This is a genomic window from Vibrio sp. TBV020 (genome assembly GCF_046056895.1).
In the GTDB taxonomy this organism is placed as follows: Bacteria; Pseudomonadota; Gammaproteobacteria; order Enterobacterales; family Vibrionaceae; genus Vibrio.
The window spans coordinates 159,571-173,186 of the sequence record NZ_JBEEAQ010000003.1 but is presented as its reverse complement, the minus strand read 5'-3'; the positions used below and the strand labels follow the sequence as shown (position 1 = coordinate 173,186).

Here is a 13,616-nt window from a genome sequence, read left to right as displayed (position 1 = left end):
TCCTTAGATAGAACCTTGCTGTTGTGCGCCGTAAAAGCTTTCGCCTTTCTCCGCCATATCAATCAGCATTTGCGGTACGTGGTACATAGCACCTAGCTCTGAGTACTGTTGCGCCATTGCTACGAACTCAGCAATACCTACGCTATCTAGGTAACGGAATACACCGCCACGGAATGGAGGGAAACCAAGACCGTAAACTAGCGCCATGTCTGCTTCTTGAGGTGTGGCAATGATGCCCTCTTGTAGACATAACACTACTTCGTTGATCATCGGAATCATCATGCGTTGAATGATGGTTTGATCGTCAAAGTCCTGTTTATCGGTACAAACGTCAGCAAGTACTGGCAAGATTTCTTCTGAGAAGGTCTTCTTAGGCTTACCTTTTCTATCGATGGTGTAGCTGTAGAAACCATTGCCATTCTTCTGACCATATTTGTCGGCTTCAAAAAGGGCGTCGATCGCATCACGGCCTTGTTTACCCATACGTTCAGGGAAACCTTGTGCCATTACGGCTTGTGCATGATGAGCGGTATCAATGCCAACAACATCGAGTAGGTACGCCGGTCCCATTGGCCAGCCAAACTTACGCTCCATGATTTTGTCGATTTTAGTAAAGTCTGCACCGTCACGAAGTAGCATGCTGAAACCACCAAAGTATGGGAACAATACGCGGTTAACGAAAAATCCTGGGCAGTCGTTAACGACAATTGGTGATTTACCCATTTTCGCTGCGTAAGCGACAACTCGATTAATGGTTTCGTCAGAGGTGTGTTCACCGCGAATAATTTCAACAAGAGGCATACGATGCACTGGATTAAAGAAGTGCATACCACAGAAGTTTTCTGGGCGTTTTAGTGATTTCGCTAATAAATTGATTGGAATCGTTGAGGTGTTTGAGGTGATAACCGTATCGTCACCTACATGAGCCTCTACTTCACTCAAAACTGCCGCTTTTACTTTCGGATTTTCTACTACGGCTTCAACAATCACGTCTGATTCTTCGATCCCTGCGTAATGTAGACTCGGTGTGATAGACGCTAAAATACCAGCCATCTTAAAGCCATCAATACGACCGCGAGATAAACGTTTATTAAGTAGTTTAGATGCTTCTGTCATACCTAAATCAAGTGATGGTTGAGCGATATCTTTCATCAATACCGGCACGCCTTTGAGCGCAGATTGGTAAGCGATACCGCCGCCCATGATACCCGCACCAAGCACAGCTGCACGCTCAGTATCTTTACTCGCCGATTTAGCCGATTTTTTCGCAAGGCCTTTGATGTATTGGTCGTTCAAGAATAAGCCAACCAGAGATTTCGCTTCTTCTGACTTAGCAAGCGTAACAAAGTGCTTACGTTCAACATCTAGAGCTTCGTTACGAGCGAAGCGAGCGCCTTGCTCAATGGTGATGACTGCTGCCATTGGAGCCGGGTAGTGAGGGCCTGCTTTTTGTGCAACTAAGCCTTTCGCCATGGTGAAGCTCATCATTGATTCAAGCTTACTTAGCGTTAGAGGTGATGTCTTTTGCTTACGACGAGTTTGCCAGTCTAGCTTCTCATTGATTGCTGATGTCAGTGTTTGCAGTGCTGATTCGTATAGAGAGTCGGTTTCAACAACCGCATCTAAAAGACCGATTTTTAATGCTTCATCGGCACGGCATGCTTTACCTTGGGTGATTACTTCCATTGCGCTATCGGCACCGATAACACGCGGTAGACGAACACAGCCACCGAAGCCAGGCATAATACCCAGTTTCGTTTCTGGTAGACCGATGCTGGTGGTTTTATCACCAATACGCATGTCTGTTGCAAGTACACACTCACAACCGCCACCTAAAGTGTGGCCTTTTAGGACTGAAATGGTCGGAACGGGCAAGTCTTCTAGTTTATTGAAAATGCTATTGGCAAATTTCAACCACTGATCAAGCTCTGCATTTGTTTTTGCGAAAAGACCTAGGAACTCAGTAATGTCTGCGCCAACAATAAAGGTGTCTTTATCAGAGGTGAGCATCAGACCTTTTAGTTCTTGGTGTTCAGTTAAGGCATCAAGAGCTTTATCGAGTGACTCTAGTGTTGCTAGGTCGAGCTTGTTTACGGATTTTGGAGAGCAGAAGCTTAGCTCCGCAATACCATCTTGTACTTCCTTTACCTGTAGGGTTTCGGCTTGGTAAATCATTGTCTATCTCCATGACATACAATCTTGGATTGTCTGTATACCCATTTGATGCGGGCGAAGGGCCATGTAATGCAGCAAATAGATATAAAGGAAAGTCGTTTTATTTTTTGTTCTGGTTAGACCAGTTATTGTAGTTTGGACGGGTCATTGGTTAAATTCAATACATTTTTTAAACAAGTGTTTAACATTGTGCGCTTGTTCAGATCTTAGGCGACGCAGAAATTACTCTCATGCTACACTGCAACCATTGCGCAAAATGAAACAACACCATGAATGACCAGCCTTATTTGGTTCCAGCACAACCAACTCAATTTGAAGAAGAAATAAAGAAAAGTGTCTTTATTACTTATCTTGCCCATACGCCCTCTATCGAAGCAGCAAAAGCTTTTGTTGAGCAAATTAAATTGAAGCATTCTGATGCAAGGCATAATTGCTGGGGATTTGTCGCAGGTCGACCTGAAGATTCAATGAAGTGGGGCCTTAGTGATGATGGAGAGCCATCAGGCACTGCAGGGAAACCTATCTTAGCGCAATTATCTGGCTCGGGAGTTGGTGAGATTACAGCGGTAGTCACTCGATATTCTGGTGGAATTAAATTAGGGACGGGTGGATTAGTCAAAGCGTATGGTGGTGGTGTGCAACAAGCATTAAAGACGCTTCAAACAATTGAGAAAAAAATAACCACAAATCTACTACTGGAGTTAGACTATGGCTTTATGCCTATCGTTCAGTCTCTATTCCCGCAATTTGGTGTTCAAGAAATCAGTGCTGAATATAGTGAGCTGGTAAAGATGGTAGTGGAAATAGAAGTACGCCAAGTGAGCGATTTTTCTCAAACTATTACTAATAAAAGTGGCGCCAAGGTAAACATTACCGCTTTGGATCAAGTATAAAGATAATCAGGAAGTCGGAAGCTACGCTTCATACATCATCTATTCATGCAATTTCGTTCTATTATTCGCATCGTAGGGCTGTTACTCGCCTTATTTAGTATCTCTATGCTTGCTCCGGCATTGGTAGCACTGATCTATAGAGATGGTGCTGGCGTTCCTTTTGTCACAACTTTTTTTGTATTACTTTTTTGTGGTGCCGTCTGTTGGTTTCCAAATCGCCGGTATAAGCATGAGCTAAAAGCACGTGATGGCTTTCTAATTGTTGTTCTATTTTGGACCGTACTAGGTAGTGCAGGCTCGTTACCTTTTCTTATCGCTGACAATCCCAATGTCTCAGTGACTGATGCTTTTTTTGAATCCTTTTCTGCGTTAACGACCACTGGTGCAACGGTTATTGTTGGGTTAGATGACCTACCTAAAGCTATTCTTTTCTATCGTCAGTTCCTGCAGTGGTTCGGTGGCATGGGGATCATTGTTCTTGCTGTTGCTATTTTACCTGTCCTAGGTATCGGTGGTATGCAGTTATATCGTGCCGAGATCCCTGGGCCAGTAAAAGACTCCAAGATGACCCCAAGGATCGCCGAAACGGCAAAAGCTTTATGGTATATCTACCTTAGTCTGACTATTGCTTGTGCTTTAGCTTTTTGGCTTGCGGGCATGACGCCGTTTGACGCGATAAGTCATAGTTTCTCTACAATCGCGATAGGCGGTTTCTCTACTCATGATGCGAGTATGGGGTATTTCGATAGTTATGCGATCAATATGATTACTGTTGTTTTCCTGTTGATTTCTGCATGTAACTACTCACTGCACTTTGCCGCGTTTGCTTCAGGCGGTGTACATCCGAAATATTACTGGAAAGACCCAGAGTTTCGCGCGTTTATTTTTATCCAAGCACTATTGTTCTTGGTTTGCTTCCTCATATTACTTAATCACCACTCTTACAACTCTGTGTATGACGCGTTTGATCAGGCGTTGTTCCAAACCGTATCCATATCAACGACGGCGGGTTTCACCACCACGGGTTTTTCGGAGTGGCCACTGTTTTTACCAGTATTGCTTCTATTCTCTTCTTTTATTGGTGGATGTGCTGGTTCTACCGGAGGTGGTATGAAGGTTATCCGTATATTACTACTAACTTTGCAAGGTGCTCGTGAATTAAAGCGTCTTGTTCACCCAAGAGCTGTCTATACCATTAAAGTTGGTGGTACGGCGCTGTCACAGCGAGTTGTTGATGCTGTATGGGGGTTCTTCTCTGCTTACGCCTTAGTTTTTGTTGTATGTATGCTGGGTCTAATTGCAACAGGAATGGATGAGCTAAGTGCTTTTTCTGCAGTCGCGGCAACATTGAATAACTTAGGTCCGGGGTTAGGGGAGGTCGCACTGCACTTTGGCGATGTGAACGATAAAGCTAAGTGGGTGTTAATAGTTTCGATGCTGTTTGGGCGGCTAGAAATTTTTACCCTTTTAATATTACTTACGCCGACCTTTTGGCGTAGCTAAGGAGATTCCGTGGCAAAAGCTCTATTCTTATACTCTAGCCGTGAAGGGCAAACTAAAAAGATACTTACCTATATAGAAGAGAAGCTACAAACGCTTGAGTGTGAGGTAGTTGATTTACACTCTGTCACTGATATTGACTTATCTCAATACGAGAGAGTCCTTATAGGTGCATCTATTCGTTATGGCCATCTCAATAAAAAGCTTTACCAGTTTATTGATAAGCATCAACAGCAGCTAGAAAGCAATAAAGTGGCGTTCTTTTGCGTCAACCTTACTGCTCGAAAAGAGGACCAAGGCAAAGACACACCGGAAGGGAGTGCATATATAAGAACGTTTCTTAAGAAGTCTCCTTGGCAGCCGAGCCTGATTGGCGTATTTGCGGGTGCACTTTATTACCCCCGTTACAACTGGTTTGATAAAACAATGATTAAGTTCATCATGACTATGACTGGTGGGGAAACGGATACAACGAAGGAAGTCGAGTATACTAACTGGGAAAAAGTAACTGTATTTGCCGAAAAGTTTGTAAAAATGTAAAGGAAAGATGTTTTTTTATCCTCTTTAGGGTGTTTTTTAATCGAACAATAAAAAAGTAAGAAAAAACGCAAAAAAGGGGTTGCCAAGATGATTCCGATCTCTATAATGCCCCCTCGCTGACACGGGAACGCTTCGAAAGAAACGAGAGCCCAGTTAGCAAGGTCAATTAGCCAAGCGGAAACGCTTGAAAAAAGTTTGAAAAAAGTGGTTGACACTAAACTTTATCTCGCTAAAATGGCCGTCCGATTTGAGCGAAGCTCAATAGGAAAGCTCTTTAACAAAATAAACCTATCAATCTGTGTGGGCACTCGTTGATGATAATCCAATTAGATACTTCGGTATCAAATTAGGTTTCAATGAAACGAAGTGACCAACGAGTCGAAAGACTCAGCACAGTCAATTCAAACATTACTTATGTAATGTTCAGTATTCATTGAGCCGACAAAATCTTAAATTGAAGAGTTTGATCATGGCTCAGATTGAACGCTGGCGGCAGGCCTAACACATGCAAGTCGAGCGGAAACGAGTTATCTGAACCTTCGGGGAACGATAACGGCGTCGAGCGGCGGACGGGTGAGTAATGCCTGGGAAATTGCCCTGATGTGGGGGATAACCATTGGAAACGATGGCTAATACCGCATAATAGCTTCGGCTCAAAGAGGGGGACCTTCGGGCCTCTCGCGTCAGGATATGCCCAGGTGGGATTAGCTAGTTGGTGAGGTAAGGGCTCACCAAGGCGACGATCCCTAGCTGGTCTGAGAGGATGATCAGCCACACTGGAACTGAGACACGGTCCAGACTCCTACGGGAGGCAGCAGTGGGGAATATTGCACAATGGGCGCAAGCCTGATGCAGCCATGCCGCGTGTATGAAGAAGGCCTTCGGGTTGTAAAGTACTTTCAGCAGTGAGGAAGGCGGAGTCGTTAATAGCGGCCTCGTTTGACGTTAGCTGCAGAAGAAGCACCGGCTAACTCCGTGCCAGCAGCCGCGGTAATACGGAGGGTGCGAGCGTTAATCGGAATTACTGGGCGTAAAGCGCATGCAGGTGGTTTGTTAAGTCAGATGTGAAAGCCCGGGGCTCAACCTCGGAATTGCATTTGAAACTGGCAGACTAGAGTACTGTAGAGGGGGGTAGAATTTCAGGTGTAGCGGTGAAATGCGTAGAGATCTGAAGGAATACCGGTGGCGAAGGCGGCCCCCTGGACAGATACTGACACTCAGATGCGAAAGCGTGGGGAGCAAACAGGATTAGATACCCTGGTAGTCCACGCCGTAAACGATGTCTACTTGGAGGTTGTGGCCTTGAGCCGTGGCTTTCGGAGCTAACGCGTTAAGTAGACCGCCTGGGGAGTACGGTCGCAAGATTAAAACTCAAATGAATTGACGGGGGCCCGCACAAGCGGTGGAGCATGTGGTTTAATTCGATGCAACGCGAAGAACCTTACCTACTCTTGACATCCAGAGAATTTTCCAGAGATGGATTAGTGCCTTCGGGAACTCTGAGACAGGTGCTGCATGGCTGTCGTCAGCTCGTGTTGTGAAATGTTGGGTTAAGTCCCGCAACGAGCGCAACCCTTATCCTTGTTTGCCAGCGAGTAATGTCGGGAACTCCAGGGAGACTGCCGGTGATAAACCGGAGGAAGGTGGGGACGACGTCAAGTCATCATGGCCCTTACGAGTAGGGCTACACACGTGCTACAATGGCGCATACAGAGGGCAGCAAGCTAGCGATAGTGAGCGAATCCCAAAAAGTGCGTCGTAGTCCGGATTGGAGTCTGCAACTCGACTCCATGAAGTCGGAATCGCTAGTAATCGTGGATCAGAATGCCACGGTGAATACGTTCCCGGGCCTTGTACACACCGCCCGTCACACCATGGGAGTGGGCTGCAAAAGAAGTGGGTAGTTTAACCTTCGGGGGGACGCTCACCACTTTGTGGTTCATGACTGGGGTGAAGTCGTAACAAGGTAGCCCTAGGGGAACCTGGGGCTGGATCACCTCCTTATACGATGATTATTGCGATGAGTGTTCACACAGATTGATGGTTTATGTAGTTTAAGAGATGGAACACCCCCCAAGGTGTTCAGATTAGTGTCCCGTTCGTCTAGAGGCCTAGGACACCGCCCTTTCACGGCGGTAACAGGGGTTCGACTCCCCTACGGGATACCATTGGGTCGTTAGCTCAGTTGGTAGAGCAGTTGACTTTTAATCAATTGGTCGCAGGTTCGAATCCTGCACGACCCACCATTTTCTCGATGGGGCTATAGCTCAGCTGGGAGAGCGCCTGCCTTGCACGCAGGAGGTCTGCGGTTCGATCCCGCATAGCTCCACCATTCGAGAAACTTCTTCCTATAAGAAGTAAAACTAATATGGGCGATTAGCTCAGTTGGGAGAGCACCTGCCTTACAAGCAGGGGGTCACTGGTTCGAGCCCGGTATCGCCCACCATCTTTAAGCACATTTCTCAAGTGTTCTTAAAAATGGTTTCATTAGAAACTAGCTCTTTAACAATTTGGAAAGCTGACAAATCAACAAGTTATTGTTGATTGTAAAGTTCTCAATGTTTGTCTTTATAGACAAACACCAATACAACACATTCAAGTGTTCTTGGAATTTGAGTCCGGCAAAATCGAGTCTGCACATGTATAAAAATTGCAGACAACTTTGGTTGTTTAAACAACATCCTCAAGATTCGCTTCGCGAAACTCTTTGGGGTTGTATGGTTAAGTGACTAAGCGTACACGGTGGATGCCTTGGCAGTCAGAGGCGATGAAGGACGTATTAACTTGCGATAAGCCCAGATTAGGCAGTAAAAGCCACTTGAGTCTGGGATTTCCGAATGGGGAAACCCACGTGCATAAGCACGTATCATTAACTGAATACATAGGTTAATGAGGCGAACCGGGGGAACTGAAACATCTAAGTACCCCGAGGAAAAGAAATCAACCGAGATTCCGAAAGTAGCGGCGAGCGAAATTGGACTAGCCCTTAAGCTTTATATGCGTTAGACGAACGGTCTGGAAAGTCCGGCGATACAGGGTGATAGCCCCGTAGTCGACAACGCACATTCAGTGAAATCGAGTAGGGCGGGACACGTGATATCCTGTCTGAATATGGGGGGACCATCCTCCAAGGCTAAATACTACTGACTGACCGATAGTGAACCAGTACCGTGAGGGAAAGGCGAAAAGAACCCCTGTGAGGGGAGTGAAATAGAACCTGAAACCGTGTACGTACAAGCAGTAGGAGCACCTTCGTGGTGTGACTGCGTACCTTTTGTATAATGGGTCAGCGACTTATATTCAGTAGCAAGGTTAACCATCTAGGGGAGCCGTAGAGAAATCGAGTCTTAACTGGGCGTCGAGTTGCTGGATATAGACCCGAAACCAGGTGATCTAGCCATGGGCAGGTTGAAGGTTGAGTAACATCAACTGGAGGACCGAACCGACTAATGTTGAAAAATTAGCGGATGACTTGTGGCTAGGGGTGAAAGGCCAATCAAACCTGGAGATAGCTGGTTCTCCCCGAAATCTATTTAGGTAGAGCCTCGGACGAATACTACTGGGGGTAGAGCACTGTTAAGGCTAGGGGGTCATCCCGACTTACCAACCCTTTGCAAACTCCGAATACCAGTAAGTACTATCCGGGAGACACACGGCGGGTGCTAACGTCCGTCGTGGAGAGGGAAACAACCCAGACCGCCAGCTAAGGTCCCAAATTATAGCTAAGTGGGAAACGATGTGGGAAGGCTTAGACAGCTAGGATGTTGGCTTAGAAGCAGCCATCATTTAAAGAAAGCGTAATAGCTCACTAGTCGAGTCGGCCTGCGCGGAAGATGTAACGGGGCTAAGCTATAAACCGAAGCTGCGGCAATGACTTTTAGTCATTGGGTAGGGGAGCGTTCTGTAAGCCGTTGAAGGTGTGTTGTAAAGCATGCTGGAGGTATCAGAAGTGCGAATGCTGACATGAGTAACGATAAAGGGGGTGAAAAACCCCCTCGCCGGAAGACCAAGGGTTCCTGTCCAACGTTAATCGGGGCAGGGTAAGTCGACCCCTAAGGCGAGGCCGAAAGGCGTAGTCGATGGGAAACGGGTTAATATTCCCGTACTTCTTACAATTGCGATGGGGGGACGGAGAAGGCTAGGTGGGCCTGGCGACGGTTGTCCAGGTTCAAGTGCGTAGGCTTAAGAGTTAGGTAAATCCGGCTCTTTTTAAGGCTGAGACACGACGTCGAGCACCTACGGGTGTGAAGTCATTGATGCCATGCTTCCAGGAAAAGCCTCTAAGCTTCAGATTGTAAGGAATCGTACCCCAAACCGACACAGGTGGTCGGGTAGAGAATACCAAGGCGCTTGAGAGAACTCGGGTGAAGGAACTAGGCAAAATGGTACCGTAACTTCGGGAGAAGGTACGCTCTTGACGGTGAAGTCCCTTGCGGATGGAGCTATTGAGAGTCGCAGATACCAGGTGGCTGCAACTGTTTATTAAAAACACAGCACTGTGCAAAATCGTAAGATGACGTATACGGTGTGACGCCTGCCCGGTGCCGGAAGGTTAATTGATGGGGTTAGACTTCGGTCGAAGCTCTTGATCGAAGCCCCGGTAAACGGCGGCCGTAACTATAACGGTCCTAAGGTAGCGAAATTCCTTGTCGGGTAAGTTCCGACCTGCACGAATGGCGTAATGATGGCCACGCTGTCTCCACCCGAGACTCAGTGAAATTGAAATCGCTGTGAAGATGCAGTGTACCCGCGGCTAGACGGAAAGACCCCGTGAACCTTTACTACAGCTTGGCACTGAACATTGACCCTACATGTGTAGGATAGGTGGGAGGCTTTGAAGACGGTACGCCAGTATCGTTGGAGCCGTCCTTGAAATACCACCCTTGTAGTGTTGATGTTCTAACGTTGACCCCTGAATCGGGGTTGCGGACAGTGCCTGGTGGGTAGTTTGACTGGGGCGGTCTCCTCCCAAAGAGTAACGGAGGAGCACGAAGGTGGGCTAATCACGGTTGGACATCGTGAGGTTAGTGCAATGGCATAAGCCCGCTTGACTGCGAGAATGACAATTCGAGCAGGTGCGAAAGCAGGTCATAGTGATCCGGTGGTTCTGTATGGAAGGGCCATCGCTCAACGGATAAAAGGTACTCCGGGGATAACAGGCTGATACCGCCCAAGAGTTCATATCGACGGCGGTGTTTGGCACCTCGATGTCGGCTCATCACATCCTGGGGCTGAAGTCGGTCCCAAGGGTATGGCTGTTCGCCATTTAAAGTGGTACGCGAGCTGGGTTTAGAACGTCGTGAGACAGTTCGGTCCCTATCTGCCGTGGGCGTTGGAAGATTGAAGGGGGCTGCTCCTAGTACGAGAGGACCGGAGTGGACGAACCTCTGGTGTTCGGGTTGTGTCGCCAGACGCATTGCCCGGTAGCTAAGTTCGGAATCGATAACCGCTGAAAGCATCTAAGCGGGAAGCGAGCCCTGAGATGAGTCTTCCCTGACCCCTTGAGGGTCCTAAAGGGTTGTTCGAGACTAGAACGTTGATAGGCAGGGTGTGTAAGCGTTGTGAGGCGTTGAGCTAACCTGTACTAATTGCCCGTGAGGCTTAACCATACAACACCCAAAGGGTTTTGATGGACTCAAAGAAAGAACATTGAATGTGTAAGAACTCCAGCTTTTCAGATTAAAGAATTTGCTTGGCGACCATAGCGATTTGGACCCACCTGATTCCATGCCGAACTCAGAAGTGAAACGAATTAGCGCCGATGGTAGTGTGGGGCTTCCCCATGTGAGAGTAGGACATCGCCAGGCTTTAAATTTAGACTTTAGGTCTAACCAGTGCGGAGCGGTAGTTCAGTTGGTTAGAATACCGGCCTGTCACGCCGGGGGTCGCGGGTTCGAGTCCCGTCCGCTCCGCCACTTATTTAGAAAGCCTCGCTTATAGCGAGGTTTTTTCGAATCTACAATTTGAAAGATTCTACAGGGGTGTAGCTCCAATTGGCAGAGCAGCGGATTCCAAATCCGCGTGTTGGGAGTTCGAATCTCTCCACCCCTGCCACATTTAAGGCTCTAGTCGAAAGACCGGAGCCTTTTTGCTTTTTGATGTTGAAGTCTTCAATTAGCAGAGCAGCGGATTCCCCGACTTACCAAAACAGCGCGTGTTGGGAGTTCGAATCTCTGGAGCGCCAGCCCGGTCCACACCTGCCATATTTAAGGCCTTAGTCGAAAGACTAAGGCCTTTTTGTTTATCTATAGACTTAAACCTCATTGTATTGAGAATTATTCTTAATTATCTGCTACTTTAGTTCCCTGAAACATAGGAGCAATAAAATGGATATATCTCGTCGCCAGTTTCTTCAATCTTCTTTAGCTATTTCGGCGTTGTCAGTTCTCCCTGCCTGTACGGTTCATCAGTCTCGTACAGAAAACGGGAAGTATGTGTATGACTTAACAGCGGAACCTGCTGTTGCTGAAATAGTCCCTGGATATAAAACAGATGTTTTAGGCTTTAACGGCCAGATACCTGCACCAACGATCCGTTGCCGACAAGGTGAAGAAGTCATCATTCGCTTTACTAACAAGCTATCGGAACCAACGACGATTCATTGGCACGGTTTACGTATACCAATTGAAATGGATGGTGTTCCATTTCTTAGCCAGCCTCCAATTATGCCTGGTGAAACTTTTGTTTATCGTTTTACTCCTCCTGATGCAGGTACGTTCTGGTATCACCCACACATGAATAGTGTAAAACAGTTAGGTATGGGCTTAGTAGGTCTCATCATTGTTGAAGAACGTATTCCAGTTCAGTTTGATGAAGAGCATGAGATTATGCTCAAGCACTGGCACCTTGATAAACAAGGGGATTGGAAAGACTTAATGATCCCTCGTCTTAGTGCCAGAATGGGAACACCTGGTGAGTGGAGTAGTGTGAATGGCGTTCATGAACCTGTATATACATTAAAAGCTCATAGTACGACTCGTCTACGTATCGCTAACGTCGATAATACAATTACTTACCCGATTGCTCTTGAAGGGGTTGAAGGTTGGGTTGTAGCTATTGATGGAAACCCAATAAAAACGCCTTATAAGCTTACTCAGCATAAGATTGGGCCTGGAATGAGGGTTGATATTGCTTTTATTGCTCCTAGTGAAGGAGCACGTGTTCACGTGCGTCAAATGAAAGGAAGATTCCCCTTCCCATTGTGTTCATTTGATGTGATCGCTTCCGATCTAGATGATCGCCAAGCGATCCCTTTGCTTCCGCTCAACCCGGTACCAGATCTTGATCTTATCAATGCTGAGTCTATTGATTTTGTTTTCGAGTGGGAGGGAGCAATTAGTCCTATCGGAAAAGATGGTAAATCGATGCCTAAATTCTGGTTAACTAACAAGCGAGCATGGGAAGGGATGAGTAAGGACAATATTCCAGCACCGCTAGCTACACTTCAGTACGGTAAAACTTATATATTTAACCTAAAGAATGTTACTCAGTACCATCATCCAATTCATATTCATGGTCATACTTTCACTGTACTTGAGTTGGATGGTAAGAGGGTGGCAGAACCTTTTCATACAGATACGGTTCTGCTTGGTAAAAACGGCAGTGCCAAAGCCGCATTTGTTGCTGATAACCTTGGGCGTTGGATGTACCACTGCCATGTCATTGAACATATGAAAACTGGCCTGATGGGTTATATTGAAGTTAAGTGACACCTGTAACTTTTAAATTTTCTTGTACTTTATTAGGCTATTTATTGATTTAAGTGAGTCAAAAATGACTTTTCGCCGCTAAAATGTAGCAAGATTTCAATTGGAGTAAATGATGGGACAGCTTTCTATTTTGGGTTTCATTGCTATTGGTGGAGCCTTTGGTGCGTGCTCTCGGTATTTGGTAGCAGAGATGTGTGCACTTTTATTGGGGCGTGGATTTCCATATGGAACGTTAACAGTAAACGTTGTTGGCTCTTTTATCATGGGTCTTCTTATTGCTGCATTCGAGAACGAGATGTTAGCTACTGAACCTTGGCGCCAAATCATAGGACTGGGCTTCCTTGGAGCACTGACAACCTTTTCAACATTCTCAATGGATAATGTTCTTCTTATGCAGCAAGGTGCGTTTTTTAAGATGGGACTGAATGTACTTCTCAATGTCGTGCTTAGTATCTCTGCTGCATGGATTGGCTTTCAACTGTTAATTAAAAGCTAAGGTTGTTCAAAAAACTACCAATATTTATGTAAGTCGACTTGGTTTACCCAAGCTGATTTTATATACTCGCTTTACTTGTCGGAGTGCCTTAAGGCTGAGACCGTTAATTCGGGATCCGTTGAACCTGATCAGATTAATATCTGCGAAGGGAACAAGAGAAGATATCTAGACCTGTTTTCTACAGGTTTTCTATTCTTAATCGATACTGGTTATAGCCTTTGTAGCTGTGGTATATCGATACCTCTTGTCGCATCTTTCCGCCAAGCATTTTTATCCAAATACTTTTTATCTAAGAATAACAAA

6 protein-coding genes, 6 tRNA genes, 3 rRNA genes and 1 riboswitch are annotated in these 13,616 nt (G+C 46.2%); of the genes, 14 read left to right on the top strand and 1 reads right to left on the bottom strand.

Annotation, left to right across the window (positions count from 1 at the left end; translation table 11 throughout):
- Nucleotides 1-3: 3 nt before the first annotated feature.
- A complete protein-coding gene (fadB, locus tag AAFX28_RS08690; RefSeq protein WP_408687089.1) occupies nucleotides 4-2,175 on the bottom strand; it encodes a fatty acid oxidation complex subunit alpha FadB in 2,172 nt (723 codons plus the stop codon).
- A 269-nt stretch (nucleotides 2,176-2,444) separates the two neighbouring features.
- Between fadB and AAFX28_RS08685 the strand changes: the two genes are divergently transcribed.
- The 14 genes from AAFX28_RS08685 to crcB all read left to right on the top strand — a co-directional run bounded on the left by AAFX28_RS08685 (nucleotide 2,445) and on the right by crcB (nucleotide 13,313).
- On the top strand, nucleotides 2,445-3,068 hold the full coding sequence (locus AAFX28_RS08685) for a YigZ family protein (protein WP_408687088.1): 624 nt from the start codon (nucleotides 2,445-2,447) through the stop codon (nucleotides 3,066-3,068).
- A 45-nt stretch (nucleotides 3,069-3,113) separates the two neighbouring features.
- Nucleotides 3,114-4,571 carry a TrkH family potassium uptake protein gene (locus AAFX28_RS08680; RefSeq protein WP_408687087.1) on the top strand — a complete coding sequence of 486 codons (1,458 nt, stop codon included), beginning with the start codon at nucleotides 3,114-3,116 and terminating at the stop codon, nucleotides 4,569-4,571.
- Between the two features lie 9 nt (nucleotides 4,572-4,580).
- Nucleotides 4,581-5,108 carry a menaquinone-dependent protoporphyrinogen IX dehydrogenase gene (hemG, locus tag AAFX28_RS08675; RefSeq protein WP_408687086.1) on the top strand — a complete coding sequence of 176 codons (528 nt, stop codon included), beginning with the start codon at nucleotides 4,581-4,583 and terminating at the stop codon, nucleotides 5,106-5,108.
- Between the two features lie 451 nt (nucleotides 5,109-5,559).
- Nucleotides 5,560-7,112 (top strand): 16S ribosomal RNA (locus AAFX28_RS08670).
- An 88-nt stretch (nucleotides 7,113-7,200) separates the two neighbouring features.
- Nucleotides 7,201-7,276, top strand: a tRNA-Glu gene (locus AAFX28_RS08665).
- 2 nt (nucleotides 7,277-7,278) lie between these two features.
- Nucleotides 7,279-7,354: transfer RNA gene (locus tag AAFX28_RS08660), tRNA-Lys, on the top strand.
- A 10-nt stretch (nucleotides 7,355-7,364) separates the two neighbouring features.
- A tRNA-Ala gene (locus AAFX28_RS08655) sits at nucleotides 7,365-7,440 on the top strand.
- Between the two features lie 38 nt (nucleotides 7,441-7,478).
- Nucleotides 7,479-7,554: transfer RNA gene (locus AAFX28_RS08650), tRNA-Val, on the top strand.
- Nucleotides 7,555-7,827: 273 nt separating this feature from the next.
- A 23S ribosomal RNA gene (locus AAFX28_RS08645) occupies nucleotides 7,828-10,717 on the top strand.
- 82 nt (nucleotides 10,718-10,799) lie between these two features.
- Nucleotides 10,800-10,915, top strand: a 5S ribosomal RNA gene (gene rrf / locus AAFX28_RS08640).
- Together the 16S, 23S and 5S rRNA genes with 6 tRNA genes alongside form the textbook arrangement of a ribosomal RNA operon.
- A 31-nt stretch (nucleotides 10,916-10,946) precedes the next feature.
- A tRNA-Asp gene (locus AAFX28_RS08635) sits at nucleotides 10,947-11,023 on the top strand.
- Between the two features lie 62 nt (nucleotides 11,024-11,085).
- Nucleotides 11,086-11,162: transfer RNA gene (locus AAFX28_RS08630), tRNA-Trp, on the top strand.
- Between the two features lie 272 nt (nucleotides 11,163-11,434).
- Complete coding sequence (locus AAFX28_RS08625; protein WP_408687085.1) at nucleotides 11,435-12,817, top strand: multicopper oxidase domain-containing protein; 1,383 nt, start codon at nucleotides 11,435-11,437, stop codon at nucleotides 12,815-12,817.
- A 112-nt stretch (nucleotides 12,818-12,929) separates the two neighbouring features.
- Nucleotides 12,930-13,313: a fluoride efflux transporter CrcB gene (crcB, locus tag AAFX28_RS08620; RefSeq protein ID WP_408690845.1), complete on the top strand. Its 384-nt coding sequence runs from the start codon at nucleotides 12,930-12,932 to the stop codon at nucleotides 13,311-13,313.
- A gap of 69 nt (nucleotides 13,314-13,382) precedes the next feature.
- A riboswitch (TPP riboswitch) is annotated at nucleotides 13,383-13,481 on the top strand.
- Nucleotides 13,482-13,616: the final 135 nt, after the last annotated feature.

What these genes read in the sequence shown, in the direction of transcription:
- crcB (WP_408690845.1), top strand. Translation starts at nt 12,930, where the DNA reads ATGGGACAGCTTTCTATTTTGGGTTTCATTGCTATTGGTGGAGCCTTT.
- fadB (WP_408687089.1), bottom strand. Translation starts at nt 2,175, where the DNA reads ATGATTTACCAAGCCGAAACCCTACAGGTAAAGGAAGTACAAGATGGT.
- AAFX28_RS08625 (WP_408687085.1), top strand. Translation starts at nt 11,435, where the DNA reads ATGGATATATCTCGTCGCCAGTTTCTTCAATCTTCTTTAGCTATTTCG.
- AAFX28_RS08685 (WP_408687088.1), top strand. Translation starts at nt 2,445, where the DNA reads ATGAATGACCAGCCTTATTTGGTTCCAGCACAACCAACTCAATTTGAA.
- AAFX28_RS08680 (WP_408687087.1), top strand. Translation starts at nt 3,114, where the DNA reads ATGCAATTTCGTTCTATTATTCGCATCGTAGGGCTGTTACTCGCCTTA.